Origin of the sequence: Coleofasciculus sp. B1-GNL1-01, from assembly GCF_040220235.1 — a bacterium.
In the GTDB taxonomy this organism is placed as follows: domain Bacteria; phylum Cyanobacteriota; class Cyanobacteriia; order Cyanobacteriales; family Coleofasciculaceae; genus Coleofasciculus.
On sequence record NZ_JAVJTO010000102.1, the window covers coordinates 181309 to 197672 of the forward strand.

The window sequence follows — 16364 nt, forward strand, 5'->3', positions numbered from 1 at the left end:
GGCTTAGCAAAGATTATGGAGATTATTTTGTAGTCATTTATCATAGCTAGTCTAGAAAAGCCAAAAAAGCTAAGCGTCGTCTCTAAAGGGGGAGTTTCTATCGCCAAAGGAAAATCCCGTGCCATACAATCTGAGCGTCGAGGTCGGAGTACATCACAGAATGCCCTGTTCTTGATACCACTTACCCGTTAACGCTAATCCCTTGTCCAAATCGACCTGAGGTTGATAACCTAGTTCTCGTTTAGCCTTTTCAATACTGAAAGCTCGATTCTGCCGGAACCAATCAACCCGTCTCCGAAACAGAGGTGGATTGATCCCTGGCAGAGGTTTATAAACCATCTCCGTTGCCAAAGCTGCTGTCCAAAGAGGCCAGAAGGGCAGATGTATAATGGTCAGATTTACACCTATAGCTTTTGCAATCGCTGTGACCAAGTTATTGAGGGTATAGTAGTTTTCATCGGCGATCAGGTATGCCTCCCCATTGCCTTTCTCTGAGGCAGCAGCGAGTTCAAAGGCATCCACTAAGTTATCGATATACAAGGGGTGGTAGTGACACTGACCATCTCCAAACATTAAAAAGCGTCCCTTTTTCACCCGTTTGAAGAGGATAGAAAAGCGCTCTGGATCTCCTGGTCCATATATGGCTGCTGGTCGGAGTGTTAGAACCTTTAGACCCTTTTGCACAAAATCAGGTATGAGTTTCTCTCCTTCGTATTTTGTGTATTGGTAGTAATCCGCCGGGGTAATCGGCGCATTTTCATCAGCGGGGGTTTGTTTAACATTTCCGTGAACCCCACAAGTGCTGCAATAAACGAACTTCTCAATGCCATATTTCAGAGCCGCTTCTAGTAGGTAGCGCGTTCCCTCAACATTTACATCCCAGTAGACCTTCTTGGGAAGATTGACTTGGCGAAATGCTGCTGCTAAGTGGTGAACCACTTCACACCCTTGGGTAACTTTATCCACAAGATCTCGGTCTGCCACACTGCCAATGTGAATCTCTGCGCCTCGTTCCTTGAGTTCATCAAAAAAGAGACCGGGCTTATTATCAATAGCGACTACATCATGCCCTTTTTGTAGTAGACGTCGCGTCAAATGGCTGCCCGTAAAGCCTGTCCCGCCTGTGACTAAAATTTTCATTTTTTTACTCCAAATTAATACAGAAATTTCACCGTAAATAGTTAAACCTTTTTTGTTTCTTTTGTTTCTTTACGGTTGCGAATGATTCGAGCGGGTACTCCAACCGCCACCGCATAATCGGGAAGGTCTTTTGTCACGACAGCTCCTGCGCCAACAATACATCCTTTGCCAATGGAAACTCCATCCAGTACAATTACGCCAGCACCTAACCATACATCATCTGCGATCACAACCGGTCCTTGTGAGTAAATTCCCTGTTCCATCATTGGAATATCCAAACGGTCTGATAGATAACGTCCGCCACCGATATAAGAGTTGCCACCAATTAACACAGAACGACCAATAAAAATTCCGGTAGTAGACGAAAGAATAGTGTTACAGCCAATATCGGTTTTATCTTCGATTCTCACTGAACCTGTTTTACCCCGTATCGCACAATTTCTGGAGACAATCACATCATCTCCTAGGTAGACCCCTTCCTCGCCAGCACCGCTGGCATCTAATAGTCCATAATCGTCAATAGCTACACGATCCCCGAGAAAAATCTGTCCAGGATGACGCAATACAATGCCTTTTCCTAAAATTACTCCTTTACCAATACTCTTGAAAAGGTTGCGATAAAATCGTTTGCGAAGTAAATAACCTAAGCCACCGTTAACGTTGCCAAATAAGGATGTTACGACTTCGTATTTTAACAAATAAAAAATTCGGTCATTTCCCAAAACTTTGTTTTGATATCGTTTTAATACAGAAGATTCTGTTTGACTCAGTTGCTCTGTTAATGGAGTCTTATAGACTCGATTTTTCGTTTTAGGCGATATCATAGTTACCTCTCAAAAATAATGATGATTATCAGTTACTTCATTTTTAAGATTTTCCGATTTGTCAAGCTGCAATGCAAAATAACCGGAGAGCCAAACCAATAGGTTAATCCTAACCCTCTGGATAATTTTTCTAAGGCTGATGAAATGTGAGGGGACTTTAACATTCGATGTAGTACCATGGGCAGAAAAAATTGTGGATAACGGTCAATGGGGGTGAGTCCGAGAGAATGGAAGTAATCCAGCAGTTCAGATTCTTGGAAACAGGTAAAAGGTCGTGTGTTGCCTTCTACGCCTTTCTTTAGCTTAAATAAATAGGGTGCGATCGCGTTCACACTTCTAACCGTCGGATAGTCTACAATCACAGCTTTATCCGCCACCCGACCTAATTCAGCCAGAAAGGGTTTCCATTGACTGACGTGCGGAAGTAGCCGATAGCTAATCACAATGTCAAACGTGTTATCCGGATAGGGTAAGTCCAAAATATTACCCACCTTAAAGTCACAACGATTAGCGTCCACAAAATGTTGAATTCGTGCTTTACAACTCTCTGCACTTCCCAACACTGTAACGTGATAACCGTTCTGAATCAGCGCCTCCGTCAGTTGACCATGCCCACCGCCAACATCTAAAATCTTGGCATAGGGATAAGCCGCTAGCATCTTCAGCGTTGCGTCTTCTTGAACCTTGAGTAACCAAGCGCCAATTTCCCCAGCAAAACGGGATGCATAATCGTCTGAAGATGTTTCGATATCGGCTGTTTCGGGAAAATTATTTGTCGTAACCATTGTTTCATGCCCCTGAACAACTAAGGTTATGCCAACTATTTCCTAGGCTTTATCAATTCTGGCTTTGACAATTAGCATATAACCACTTACTCCTAATAATAAACCATCTAGCTTAGAAAACAGCCAAACAACCGGATAAACCAAAGAGTACATCCTGAACATTTTTTGGTATCGCTTCATGTCTTGTCCGGTAACAATTCGACCCTTCTGAGATTTTGCGCCTCCCCGTTTCAATACGTCAAGTGCCAATGTCATCAACGTGTCAATGGCTTCCGAGAAAAACTTAGAATAGGTTCTGTGACTGACTATTTTAAACCGACCCATCAGCAAAGATACTAAGTCATCCACGGTATACCCCGGTCTGACATGTCCATGTTTTTCATCCGTCTGTCCAATTGCTAGCCGAAACCTTCGCAGTAGGCTGTTTTTGATATGCGGCACGTTAATGATTAATTCTCCCCCAGGTTTGATAATACGGAATAATTCCTTAACAAATTCTTCATCGGTGTGAATATGTTCCAAAAAATCGATGATAGCCACTCGGTCAAATTCGTTATCAGCAAATGGGGTTTGACGACCATCAATCTGAAATACGTTGTCTTTCACCAATCCCCGGATGGAATCAACTGTATGTTCATCTAAATCAGCACTTTTCCAGATTCCACCCCGTTGACGAAGCAGATAACTAATCACACCATTATCAGAACCAATATCCAGACAGTGTAACTCAGTACTTTCTCCCAACAACGCAGTAATTTCTTGGAATTTTCTCTGTTTCAGCACAGATTTTTCAAATAGTAACAGAGGCCATTCTTTTTCTAATATCTTTTTCATCGTTATTTCCTAATTATTCACTGTTTCCTTAGTTAAGCATACTCATGGCATCGGTGAATCATTGGTTCGTTGACGCAATTGACTCGCCAAATTCCGTTTATACAATCGCTCAAAATGGAGGTCGGACTCGAAGCGCATGAAACGGTACACACGGTTAGAATTTAATGATAGCTCTCGATCCAAAATCAACTCTATTCCCTCACCCAACACACCTTGATTAATCTCATAGACAATTCTGGCTTCGCCAGTGAATCGCGAACCGAAGTTAAAATCGTAGTCGTCAAAATAGATTACACAACCATTAGGTAAGTAAGGAATCAACTTGTCAAAAACGATGCGAGTTGAACTATAATAATCACAGTCTATCCAAACTAAAATAGGTAAATTAGTTTCCAGTGTACTGAGACATACATCAGTCAGAGTATCCTGAAAATAGCCTTTGTGAATGTGGTAATTTTGATAGTGACTCCGACAGTAGTCTTCAAGCTCTTGATATCTTCCCTTAAATTGACCCTTAACCCATCCATCATCTGCAATGATATCTTTGTCTTTTGCATCAACAGAATCGGGCATTCCCTCGAAAGAATCAAAGGTGTGAACAGTGATTCGGTCATCCATGTCAAGATACTTGGTCGCATACAGCATTTTCGTAAAAGAATAACCATCGGCTGTGCCAAATTCAAGAATAGAAAATTTTCCCTTATACTGATTTTTAAACTCCTGAATAACTTCGTAAATTATATCCATTCGATAAAAGCTATTCAGAAGACGACGCAATATCTTACGAGGTTTGTGAATTAAATTTAAGTAAACCGTTGTTTTCAGATAGTTTCCTGGTAAGAGCTGACCTAAGCGCCGCAACAAGATAATCAATGGAGATTTATCTGGATATTTCATTTTTTTAGTTGATTTAGGTATTTCTTCTCGGATTGGCTTTGACTAATCGCAACCATCTTACTCCCCACACTAGCAAAACTGAATAGACCAATTCAAAACTAATCCAGGTTAGGTGGCTGTAATGCCACAACCCCCTAGAGTGATGAACTCCCGGAAAAATAGTAATTGAAGAGACAAAAAAGTTTTCCGTAAACGGGTACAGCAACGGAATCCCTCTGCCTTCGGTAAAAAAATCCAAAACCAGATGAGAACTATAGAGAATAAACGTTATCCAAGCCAGTTGCTGGTAAGAGAACTGCCATCGTTTACGGAGTATGAACGCCAGAATCAAACTAAAGCCAAGGGTAAAAATCAGGCTGTGGGTCAAACCGCGATGGAATGATTCTCCAGTGATGATCTGAGGAATAAAATCTAGGTCAGCAACGGTAGCTACAAAAACCGGATACAAACACAGGATTTCCCATCGCCTACGCCTAGAGGTTCTGGGTTGAGTTAAGGGTAAAAACTTGGCAAGAACATATCCGGAAACAGCGTGGGCAAGGGGAGATGGCATAGGTCAAACAGGAGATGACTGTTGATGATCAACAATTTATACTACGGTTAGAAATCGATGCTGATTAACCTCCTTCACCGCTTGTATTTCTTGTTCAATTCGGGTGAGACTCCAACCCAGTTCTGTTGCCATGGTTTCGGCACAATGCTTGAGAATGTGAGGTTCAGGAACGCCAGCGCTACCCATTTCTATACGCCGAAATATCACATCACTTAAGGTTTGCGCCATTTCTTCGCGAACGGCATGAATTACCTCAGCTTTGAGAACAGCTAACTCATCGACTGGCGCTTGTTGTCGGTGAAGATTGCCCTCTAGGGACTGAAGTATATCCGAATAGGCAGACCCATAGTTATACACCAGACGACGCATGGTTTCCTCAGTTAATCCATCAGGGGAATTTGTTAGCGCCGTTTGCAAAAAGGTATCAAATTGTTCAATGTCTCCGCCATAAATCGGAGTGATATCAGAAACCGATTGTGGTGGTTTTTGTCCCCAGGATTTGAACAGTTTGTCTATTGCTTTTTCCGCCACATCTCTGGCGGTGGTATACTTCACACCAATAATTGACAGGAGTCCCGGCAATCCTTCACGGGCATGATCGTGGATGTGATACTGTTTTTCCAGTAGGGGTTCTCCGGTGTGAGAATCTACTCCGGTTCTGGGCAATAGTCCCCCATGGACAAAATCAACATCTTCGGGTGTGAGATTGGCGGGTGGGTATGCCTGGTTAATTTGATCCAGCAGGTCTTGAATATCTGCTGCGGTAACCTGTAAATCATCGGGTTTCTCATCCCAAACTGTATAGGATGTACCGATGATTGATTTGCCTCGCCAAGGGGCAATAAATAGGAAGCGACTCCCTTTGTTCAGGATGGCATTGGGGTCACTATTGCTATTGGTGCTAGAAATTCCTACAGCATAGGTTTGGAATAGGGGACGAGTGACGAGGTTAACCGCTTTAGCCAAAGGCACATTAACAGATGGTGACTCTCCCTGAAGCCAACCCAGAACTTGATTCATCCAGGGACCACTGGTATTGATGACGGTTTTGGCGCGGATGTCGAAGTGATTCCCGGTGAGGCTGTCTTTGGCTTTGATACCCGTGATGTGATTACCCTCTTTGAGAAAGCCAATCCCTTCCACATAGTTGGCGACATCTGCACCCGCTTGTGCGGCAGACTGGAGAAATGAGAGGGGAAGTCGTTCTGAGTTGTAGACTTGAGCATCATAGAAGAGTGCGCCCCCGGTTAACCCTTCGTTGGGAATACCTGGAAGCAACTGCTGACAGTCTTGAGCAGAAATGACGCGACCATTAGGAATATGTTTTTGGGGATCATCGAGTTGGTTGCGATCGCAACTAATCATATCATTCACTGCCAGTGCCAGACTCAAGGCTTCTTTTCCCTTCATCCCATGTCCATAGGTGGGAATCAAAACTGGGAGTGGGTGGATTAAGTGAGGCGCAATCCGGAATAAGGTTCTGCGTTCCCGAATCGATTCCCGCATACGCCGAAAATCAGCGTTTTGCAGATATCGCAATCCCCCATGAATCGTCTTTAAGCTGTTAGCAGAGGTGGCTGAGGCAAAATCCCCTTTCTCAACCAACGCCACGGATAAACCCCGCAAGCTGGCTTCCCAAGCGATGCAGGCACCATAGATACCACCGCCAATGATCAGTAAGTCGTATGTGTTTCTGGTTAAATTGAGCAGGTTTCTCTTCATGATATGATGCTCCTTACCCTGATTGTGATTAACTAAGCTTCTACGCTTAACGCTCCGGTTGCACCCTCCACTAATCCTGCATACAACCAATCATAGAGAAGATTGAATTTTCGACAAAACACTTTATACGTGTGATTCTGTTCAATAAATTCTTTTCCGCTGCTACCTAGTTTGAGTCGTAAATCGGGATCATCAATCAGATTCACCATTCCCTGGGAAAAAGCTTGAGGCTTGGGTGCTGCAAGTCGGGAAATTTGGCTATTCAACACCTGGGTGTGAGTGGGTAAATCCGTCGCTAGTAATGCTTTGCCGCTGTGTAGATAGGAATAGAGTTTCATGGGTGTATTTTTCCCTTTGACTCTAGGCGAGACGACAATATCAGCCTGGGCTAGATATAACCCTAGATCATCAACGGGTTTAGGTCCCAAAAAATGGACGTTTTCTAAGATGCCAAGCCGTTTAGCCTGCTGCTTGTACTTCTGAATGTCAGACGCCTCTCCACCGATAATGACTAAATCAGCTAACTTATTTTTCTTTAAAGTCAAGGCAAAACTTTCCAGGAGGAGATCCACCCCCTGATACGTTTCCAGATTTCCCACATACATTAGCAGTACATGATTAATTCCTAGTTCAGCTCTCAAATTACTCTGCATTTGCATACACCACCCTTTTTACAGAATCTCAGTCAGTTCAATAACGATATATCGGGGATAACCACCACATTTTTGGGCTTGTAGGCTTGAATATCAGTCGCTAATGCCTGACAAACTGCCACAACAACCGCCGCCTTTTGCACCGCTACTCGTTCACAAAAATTCAAAAATGAATTGAGTAATGTTAACTTTGGATACTTTTCGATAAGCTGCTGTGCTAGAGAAGAATCCATGTCATATACATAGGGAAGCTTGCAGAATAGATTCAGCATTAAGGCAATAAAGACCGATTCCTCTCCGGCATGAACCAAATCGTAGCGCTTACGGGACATCAAACCGATGACTTTAAAAATCATGAAAAAATCACAGACTAATTTCTTCCAGGAGAAACCCGGTCTAATGTTGTGAACAAAGGGTAGCCGTGGCGTCCGGTGTATGGTTACGTTGGGATACTGAATATCACGTCCTTCTGGATAAGTTACCATGTCAACCTGGTCTCCTCGTTCAGATAACACCCTTAAAACCAAGTTCACGGCAATGGGTGTACCCCGGTTTTGGTAAAAGGGGTGAGGGGCTAATAATAGAACATTCATCTGATGGGGACTGTTCTTTGAGCCAGATACAGTCCTTTTCTGAAAGCGACTTTTCTTAACCGAGCGTTTTTTTACTCTCGTCAGAAGTTTTTGGTTAATTAGAAACATTTCTTGCTCCTTTTTTACGTCGATACTCAGAAATAATTTATAGTTGTCGCTGGAACTATAGAGGTAAAAGTTTCTTTACACTCTCTCTAGGAGATACAAATCTTTACCTGAATTTATTCTCCTACTCCTATTGCATATAAAAGAGATAACATGTATGAATGAAATTTTTCTATGCTTGAAGAAAAAATTTATGAGAACTTTAAATTCTGGTTTATAAGCAAAAATTATATTAAATCTTGGCGGGAGGTAATTTCGGATGCTCATCCGACTATCCCACTCTCTTACCTGGCTTCATTTAGTTCAGAAGATCGGCGCTTACCCACTTAGAGGACATCTAATTCGACACATTCTCCTGATCCCAGCGACTGTATCAGAACTATCAATCCAACAATTATAAGAAAACTTTATACCTCTTAAGGCATAAGCCTATAGGCTTACTTCATACAAGCTTTATACAGCGAAGGAAAATATCCTTCGTGAAAGAAAGTAGAAATACTTATAACCCAGACTCCGCACTTCAAGTTGAAGTACAAGAAGCTACATATCCAATCAAGGGAAAAAGTCTGAAAAATTTACCCCTTGAATATCTTTTCAGGAAACCGTAATTCTTTTGGAGATTCTTGTGAGCTTTTTTAAGCAGCAGAAATTGAAGAGTATCTACTCTCCTTAAACGAATTTATCCATGCTCAAAAAATTCTCCAATTGCCACGAAGGTGAGTCAAAAAAATCACAGATAATATTTTTGACAAGAGGAGGGCAAGAAGTTCAAAATAAATTGAATTTTATCCGTTAAGTTAACTATCTGTTTGACTCCATTAATAACTACTGCATGAATCCCTTTAAAACATTGAAATATCCACCGTAATGTTGGATGATTGGTCAATTTACCCACTTGATTTTGGCTCTCCCGTACTTAGTGTGATAATATTTACGGAGGACTCCTGGAGGACTAGCACTGACCTGAATCCTTACGAATTCGGAATCAACTGTTCAGTTATAGCTCAACTCTAGCTTAATGTCTAGTTTATTTTATGTCAAGCCTACTATTAGTTTATGGATGTATAAATCACTTCTTACTTGAGAGCCACCCAGGAAATAAAGTTATGTAATTTAATCAGAGAATCAATCTGCTTAAAGCCACTATCATACAACATTTGCACCTGCTGGGCTTCTGTTAACGGCACTAAAACATTCTCTAGCGCCTCCTTTTTGCGTTCGATTTCAGTACGGGCATAGCCATTATGAGCTTTAAAGGCTTCATAGTGTCGGGTGATTGTCTCTTGAAATTGGGGATAGGGTGACTTGACCTTTTCACTGATGAAGAGTAAGCCTCCTGGAACCAATCCCTCGTAGATAGTCTGGAGCAAGAGTTGACGCACCTGTAGCGGCAAAAATTGCAACGTGTAGTTAATCACGACAACACTACTATTCTCAAATGAACAGTTTTCTGCCTTGTCACAGATGAATTCAATCTTATGGATCTGTTTAATCTGAACTAACTTATGCTCGGCTTTCTCTAGCATAGGTTGAGAATTATCAATCCCAACCAGCGTAGCGTTTTGCTTTAATAAACGTCCCAGTAGTTCCAAAAATGTCCCCGTAGAACAGCCCACATCAATGATCCGCGTTCCCGGTTGATAATACTCTCTCGCCCAATGAGCGGCACAGGTTAGTACCTCTTGGTACAAAGGAACGGAACGGGATATCATATTATCGAAAACATTAACCACATCCTGGTTAAAAGCAAATGGTTTGGGCCACACTCCTTTTTCAAAGAGTTCATCTTTTTCAGGACTCAGATAAAGTTTTGTGTGATCAAGTTCTGAATCGAGTTTGTCGTAATTCATCAGTCAATTGTAGGGGCAAATTTAGGGACTGTAGAGGCGGATTTAGGGACTGTATGGACGGGTTTAGGAACTGTAGGGGTAGGTTTAGGGACTGTATGGACGAGTTTAGGGACAATTGTAGGGGCGGGTTTAGGGAATCAATTCAGCTAGTCACCGATAAATGAACAACAAAACCCGCCCTCCCCACCAATAATGGATAATGGAACAACAAAACCCGCCCTCCTCACCAATAACGGAACAACAAAACTTAATAGACAGTCTAGGACAGTACGAGATAGCATAGCATTCTGTAAATTGTTGTGTAAATTACAGGTGAAGGTTCAGCACGACTCCTTTCAGGTGGATCGCAATCATAAGCTGTATTTTCTCCCCCCCGTCCGAAAGCACCTATCTCAAAGCCTTATTTAGCAAAAACCTGAAAATAGAACCCCAGAAATACGATCATGAATTGATTTCCATTCATTCGCTAAAGCTGTTTCTCCACTGCGGATTTCACGCCCATTTAACTCAGGATGACGAGCATAGAAAACCGCATCAGCTAATTTATCACGAACACTTACATTGTTCACGCTAGCTTGATCCTGGTCAGAACTTGCAGAGCCACAGTTACTTTCAATCCACCCCACCCAATTCTTTACGACCCCGCGCAGGGCATTCCATTCTCGAACATAAAGTTCTTGAGACGGATCAATACTCCTCCCTTCCATGTCTGGATGAACCGCATAAAAGAAGGTATCTGTCCAATCATCGACCTCCTCTTTGCGTGACGATGATGACGATGATGTCGAAACTTCTGTTAACTCTGTACCATCCCAGACGTAATAACTGGTTTCCATCCAATCAGGTCTTTTTCCCGGAGTATTTTCGGGCGGATTAACCACGAGTAGCCGACTATCCAACTTATGCTTCACACCCGCTTCAGCCACAATACCTGGCATATAAACCGAGCCAGTTTCAGCGTCAATAATGGCAACAGATTGACAGCTTGTGCCACATCCCCAAGTCACCACCGTATATTTTCCGGCAAAATTGGGTCCGGTTTGTGCGCCCTCTCGTAAAACAGTGCGGAATCTTCTAGCATCAGGGTCACTGCTTAAGTCAACGGGTGCAGGATTACCTGAGAAAGATTCGGTTGCTGGATAATCATTGAAGTCTGGAGGAGATGCTTGCTTGGTGTGGCTTACTTGTGATGCAATTGTTTCCCTATTCGTGTCGAGGGTGTTAGCTTGCTGGGAGAAAGATTCATGGGCAGACAGTGGGGAAGAGCTAAAACCAAGTGCTAATGTTAGAGTAAGTCCTGAAATTATACGGGTTTTCATGTTATTATTCATTGCTTTTTGCTTTTAGCTTCACCTAAAGGGTAAACAGAGGCTGCCACTCTTTCATCCCTCTAAAGTGTGTCATCTGAAAACTTTAGTAGGCGTGGGTTACGCCATAACCCGAAGCCTAGCTATCACGCTTTTGACTGTTCCCCTAGAAAAAAATCACTACATTAACCTCTTCCTTGTTGTTATCCTTCATCCAGGCAGGGAAAACGGTGAGTACATTAACTTTTTTGAGGAACCGTGAACTGAACCGAATCGCGTTCGTGTAACTTATTGAACCAATCTCTTAAGTGAATATATTTTAATTGCCAATCTTCATCTAGGCGCAAACTGTAGTAGCCTAGGGAACATAAGCCAGCTACATCGGCGGCTGTCCAGGTTTCATCCCCCAACAAGTAGTTAGACTTAGCTAACTGTTGATCAAAAACTGGCAAAAGGCGATTAATTGACGTTTCTAATCTTGTCCGATAACGAGTGTCGGTGAAATTATTTTTCAAATTTAGTATCCATAAATTGATGATAGTATCACCTAAATAATCCGCGAGTTCTTCCCATTTACGACACTCAAGCCGTGTCCGAGGCTCACTGGGGTAAAACCTCGGCTGTGGATAGGTTTCGTCCAGATACTCCGCAATTAATGTAGAATCCCAAATCACCGTGCCATCTTCATCGACAAACACAGGGACTTTACCAATAGGAGAAAGATTGATAAATTCCGGGGGCTTATCAAGCAGATTGATTTCTCTTAGTTTGCACTCTATATTTTTCTCAGCTAACAGAATTCGGATTTTCCGAGAAAAGTGGGATTGTTGATGATAATACAATATTCTATTCATTAGATATCTCCCGACATTCCGGTTGGTAATCAAACAACCATCTAAACTGCGATTCAGCTAACCAAGTTGGGGTAAGTTTGTAGATCCAATTTCGCAGCAATGCGTAACTTTTGTTGGTAGGCAATACCCACCCTACGGTATATCATAGGTTTCGGCGACCCCAAAATGCACGCTTTTCAGCGCCATTCGGCTTAATAAGGCATTTCAGTCTCTTCTACATCTGCTGGAGCGTCTGTCAATCCCATGCGATCGAGGGCGATGACAACCCCTACAGATACCAATCCTCCTAAAAGTAAACCCATAATCAGAAGCATAATATAGATGCGCTTCAGAGATTTTTTTGTCGCTTTTATATGCTCTGGCGATAGATTAGGGTCAAGGCTTTCCTGTTCAGTGTCTGGAGATGTCTCATCTGCCCCATCTCGTTGGGGATTGGGAAAGCCGTCATGCTCGAATTCTGGGGGATTTTGATTATTCCACATATCTCTAGTTTGATTATGATTGGCAGGATTCTCATCAGCCTAAAGTTAGACTGATTCTCGGTAACGAGTTTCACGATCCAAAATTTGGAAGCAATGACATTGGGTTGCGTTCCTCAACCCAACCTATACAGTTGACATGCACCCGGCTCATATCTAGAGTTATAACAATTAAGTGGGTGGACACAATTAAAGTTAACGGTTGAGATTAGGAAACAGGGAACAGGGAACAGGGAACAGTAGGGGTTTGAGGCTTGTTTACATGACTTAATCTAGTTAAGTTTATTTCCACCAACCTACTTAACCTATTCTTATAAATATAAACAGTTTAATTAATATTTCAAGTAAAAGTCTTTAATCAAGCTAATAAATTCAGGAGTATAAACCCGTCTAGTAGCTTCTATCGTGAGAATGTTTTCCTGAGAGGATAACTGATGTTTCCCAAATTCCAGTACAATCCGTTTAGCTGGACTAGCTAAAGTTGGTTTAACCGAGAGTTTCCTGTGGCAAAAAAAACCAAAGGCTTCGGCTTTGTCTTGGAAGATTTGGGCTGCCTCAGTGGGGTAAATTACAGCTAGCATGCCATTCTCTCCCAAAAGCTGTTCCGCCACTTGTAATAGATCCAATTGCTTCAAAGAATCACTATGTCGTGCTACGGTTCTCGCCTTGTGTGACGCTTTACTGGCATTGTCAAAAAAGGGAGGATTAGACACAATCAGATCATAGCGCTTTGAGCAAGTCGTGGCATAATCTTGCACAGAACTCAGGTACACCTGAATGCGATCGCGCCATGGTGATTTCGCCACATTCTCCCGCGCCTGAATGCCAGCCTCTGCGTCAATTTCCACGGCGTCGATGTGCGCCTGCGATCGCTGTGCCAACATCAGCGCCACCAAACCCGTCCCTGTGCCGATATCCAGAATGCTTTTTACGCCCGTTATATCCGTCCATGCCCCTAACAGTGTACCATCTGTGCCGACCTTCATTGCACAGCGATCGTGAAAGACGGTGAATTGCTTGAAGCGAAAGTATGGATTAGACATTCTCTGTGGTTGATCATGAACAGCTTCCCCCTAACCTACTAATTTAGTAGAAATTAGTATATTTTTAGTAGATAGAGTACAAACGGCGTTCAGATGAAAATGCCTCGGTTGCCCAAGCCTTTGCCGCAGTTGTTGGCTGAAGTCTCAGCCTCTGGTCGTTTGGCGGATATCTTAGTCCTATATGATACCTCGCCAAAACGTCTGGACTACCTACACTGGGATGAAATCCGTTATCGGCAACCCCCAGAGGGATTATCCACGGAAGAATGGTGGCTGGCAATTAAGTTGCAGCGAAAGGCATCCTATCAAGATATACCCCTTGTCGATACTCATGGGAATTTATTTCGATTCTGTGTTCCTGATTTTGTCGCTGAGCAGTTGCATCAAATTGACCGAGGGGCAGGAACATTAATTGGGATACAGCATCCCATTACTAATCCGCAAACCCGTGATCGCTATCTAGTACGCTCTTTAATAGAGGAGGCAATTACCTCCAGTCAACTAGAAGGTGCAGTAACAACACGAGAAGTTGCCAAAGCCATGTTAAGTAGTGGTCGTCAACCCCGCAACCGGAGTGAACAGATGATCCTCAACAACTACCGGACAATGCAGCACATTCGGGAACTCAAAGAGACACCACTTACGCCAGAAATTGTGCTGGATATTCACAGGATTATTAGCCAAGATGCTCTCGATAATCCAGATGCTACAGGACGATTACGTAGGCAAGACGAACCGATAGAAATTTCCGATGACGAGGGTAATATTTTTTATATTCCTCCTCCATCCGCTCAACTGCCTGAGCGTCTCGCCGCAATGTGTTGCTTTGCCAATAGTGAAACTCCTGATACCTTTATCCATCCTATTATTCGGGCAATTTTATTGCATTTTTGGCTTGCTTATGAGCATCCTTTCATTGATGGAAATGGCAGAACAGCAAGAGCATTATTTTATTGGAAAATCTTGAGAAGCGACTATTGGTTATTTGAGTTCATCTCGATTTCACAGATTATTCTCAAAGCACCAATACAGTATTATCGTTCTTTTCTATACACGGAAACAGACAATAATGATTTAACCTACTTTTTGATTCATCAAACAAAGGTTATTCGTCGAGCATTACAGGAGTTACATAACTACATTACTCAGAAAAGTCGAGAAGTTGAGGAAACAACAGCGTTATTGAATCAATTCAATAGGCTGAATCACCGCCAACAGGCATTATTAGCTCACGCTTTGAAGCACCCAGGATACAAATATACAGTATCTGAGCATCAAGGTAGACATGCAGTTGTTTATCAAACCGCAAGAGTAGATTTGCTCACATTAGCTGAAACGGGCTTACTGGAACAGAGAAAGCAGGGAAAAGCCTATATTTTTATGGCACCTGTGGATTTAGCTAAACGATTGAGAAATTTGGACAATTAATGATAAAAGTGCGTTTTTTAGGACTGCTATATCGATCAAACCCGTCCCTACATGTCTGAATTAATCAAGACATTTTACCCAGAAGTAATGCTCCCGGAACAGCTTTTTTAATCCAATCAGTCACTAAAAGTTGTTCTGGTTCAAAGGTATCAACAGGTTCGCCGTTTATGGTGCGAAAAATAACGTCTTGGGGAACAATCTCTTCACCCGTTGGTAAAACCATACCTTGAATCTGTGAACTATCAAAGGAACGCCAGGTGTAAAAAACTACATATTTACCACTTTCGCCAGCCAGAACTTCCGCTAAACAGGCATCATTCCGGTATTCAGATAGTTTTGATTTCATCCGGGGAAATAATGCTGTGGTGCGGTTCGCTTTGAAAAAAGGAGCGCGTGTTTCCCGGAACCAGTTTCCCCGTAATTTTGCCGGATTTTCTAACACCTGGCGACAAATTTTATCAAAATCAATAGCAACATTGTCCTCCTGACTCAGATGCCGTAAGTCCAGACGTACTGTATGTAAACCCGCATCACGTAACCCATCTAACCGATCCAGAATAAACTGATCTTTGTCTAAGAACATAAATGTGCCATGGGCAGTTTCTAATGTTGGGAAATGGCGATTAGGATTATCAGCAAAAGCCGCCGTCGCTTCTAAGTAGAGAGGGGAGTTTGGGTTGAATCGGTATAGCGAATCAATGTCTTCTGTTGTTTCTTTATTCTGGCTTTCCAGCAACGGGTTTACTAAGAGCGATCGCGGCGAGTAAAATAAGAGAATGGGTCCCACACCCAGCAGTTCACAGGGAACCGATAAGGTTTGGCAGTATTCAATTAGCTTTTCTTCCGGTAGTTCAATCGATAATACTAACCGTTCCAAGGATTCCGAAAAAATCTCGCACCATCCCTGCAACGCCTCCAGATTGTGATTTCCTGTCTCAACAATTAACTGGATAGGTATCTGAGGATAATGGGTTTTAAGCCAATAAGCAGCGCCCGGATCACACACACGAATGGCACCAAAGAGATTGAGTTGCCAAGCCTTTAGCTGATCACAAATGGTTTTCATGACTCGTTCTGGCATTAATACATCCCAGACGAGTACCGGGCGCAGTTCGTTTTGCCAAGTGTGTTTGGCTAAATCATGTACCTTCGCCTTTGATAATTGTCCCTGTCGTGCTAAGACTATTGGTTCTAATAATACTTCATGTAAATGGGGCGCATTAACACAGCGTTCTAAATCTTCAATTGAGGAAACAAAGGTATTAAATTGCATTTGTCATTTGTCAGGGAACAGGGA

The 16364-nt window shown here is 42.6% G+C and carries 16 protein-coding genes and 1 pseudogene; 1 reads left to right on the forward strand and 16 read right to left on the reverse strand.

Annotated features, from left to right (window positions below; translation table 11 throughout):
• Positions 1-153: 153 nt before the first annotated feature.
• The 15 genes and pseudogenes from RID53_RS25615 to RID53_RS25685 all read right to left on the reverse strand — a co-directional run bounded on the left by RID53_RS25615 (position 154) and on the right by RID53_RS25685 (position 13639).
• A complete protein-coding gene (locus RID53_RS25615; RefSeq protein WP_446390776.1) occupies positions 154-1140 on the reverse strand; it encodes an NAD-dependent epimerase/dehydratase family protein in 987 nt (328 codons plus the stop codon).
• Positions 1141-1181: 41 nt separating this feature from the next.
• Complete coding sequence (locus RID53_RS25620) at positions 1182-1964, reverse strand: acyltransferase (RefSeq protein WP_446390777.1); 783 nt, start codon at positions 1962-1964, stop codon at positions 1182-1184.
• Between the two features lie 32 nt (positions 1965-1996).
• Complete coding sequence (locus tag RID53_RS25625) at positions 1997-2749, reverse strand: class I SAM-dependent methyltransferase (RefSeq protein ID WP_446390778.1); 753 nt, start codon at positions 2747-2749, stop codon at positions 1997-1999.
• A gap of 42 nt (positions 2750-2791) precedes the next feature.
• Positions 2792-3583: a methyltransferase domain-containing protein gene (locus tag RID53_RS25630; RefSeq protein ID WP_446390779.1), complete on the reverse strand. Its 792-nt coding sequence runs from the start codon at positions 3581-3583 to the stop codon at positions 2792-2794.
• Between the two features lie 42 nt (positions 3584-3625).
• On the reverse strand, positions 3626-4480 hold the full coding sequence (locus tag RID53_RS25635; protein WP_446390780.1) for a TylF/MycF/NovP-related O-methyltransferase: 855 nt from the start codon (positions 4478-4480) through the stop codon (positions 3626-3628).
• 13 nt (positions 4481-4493) lie between these two features.
• On the reverse strand, positions 4494-5033 hold the full coding sequence (locus RID53_RS25640; protein WP_446390781.1) for a metal-dependent hydrolase: 540 nt from the start codon (positions 5031-5033) through the stop codon (positions 4494-4496).
• 36 nt (positions 5034-5069) lie between these two features.
• Positions 5070-6755, reverse strand: a complete 1686-nt coding sequence (locus RID53_RS25645; RefSeq protein WP_446390782.1) for an FAD-dependent oxidoreductase — start codon at positions 6753-6755, stop codon at positions 5070-5072.
• A gap of 32 nt (positions 6756-6787) precedes the next feature.
• Positions 6788-7414, reverse strand: a complete 627-nt coding sequence (locus tag RID53_RS25650) for a glycosyltransferase family 4 protein (protein WP_446390783.1) — start codon at positions 7412-7414, stop codon at positions 6788-6790.
• A gap of 26 nt (positions 7415-7440) precedes the next feature.
• Entirely contained in the window at positions 7441-8001 is a 561-nt protein-coding gene (locus RID53_RS25655) for a glycosyltransferase family 4 protein (RefSeq protein ID WP_446390784.1), read from the reverse strand.
• A gap of 835 nt (positions 8002-8836) precedes the next feature.
• A pseudogene (locus tag RID53_RS25660) lies at positions 8837-9007 on the reverse strand (IS1634 family transposase); the annotation flags it as partial.
• A gap of 175 nt (positions 9008-9182) precedes the next feature.
• Positions 9183-9956: a carboxy-S-adenosyl-L-methionine synthase CmoA gene (cmoA, locus tag RID53_RS25665; protein ID WP_446390785.1), complete on the reverse strand. Its 774-nt coding sequence runs from the start codon at positions 9954-9956 to the stop codon at positions 9183-9185.
• 404 nt (positions 9957-10360) lie between these two features.
• Entirely contained in the window at positions 10361-11275 is a 915-nt protein-coding gene (locus RID53_RS25670) for a hypothetical protein (RefSeq protein ID WP_446390786.1), read from the reverse strand.
• A 227-nt stretch (positions 11276-11502) separates the two neighbouring features.
• Positions 11503-12117, reverse strand: a complete 615-nt coding sequence (locus RID53_RS25675) for a glutathione S-transferase family protein (protein ID WP_446390787.1) — start codon at positions 12115-12117, stop codon at positions 11503-11505.
• Between the two features lie 191 nt (positions 12118-12308).
• Positions 12309-12599, reverse strand: coding sequence for a hypothetical protein (locus RID53_RS25680; protein ID WP_446390788.1), 291 nt, complete (start codon positions 12597-12599; stop codon positions 12309-12311).
• A gap of 329 nt (positions 12600-12928) precedes the next feature.
• Entirely contained in the window at positions 12929-13639 is a 711-nt protein-coding gene (locus tag RID53_RS25685; protein WP_446390789.1) for a tRNA1(Val) (adenine(37)-N6)-methyltransferase, read from the reverse strand.
• A 93-nt stretch (positions 13640-13732) separates the two neighbouring features.
• On the opposite strand from RID53_RS25685, the gene RID53_RS25690 reads away from it, so the two are divergent.
• Positions 13733-15067 (forward strand): Fic family protein, encoded by a 1335-nt coding sequence (locus RID53_RS25690; protein ID WP_446390790.1) that lies wholly within the window; start codon positions 13733-13735, stop codon positions 15065-15067.
• Between the two features lie 64 nt (positions 15068-15131).
• Here RID53_RS25690 and RID53_RS25695 read toward each other — a convergent pair whose 3' ends face one another.
• Complete coding sequence (locus RID53_RS25695; RefSeq protein ID WP_446390791.1) at positions 15132-16340, reverse strand: U32 family peptidase; 1209 nt, start codon at positions 16338-16340, stop codon at positions 15132-15134.
• Positions 16341-16364 lie beyond the last annotated feature (24 nt).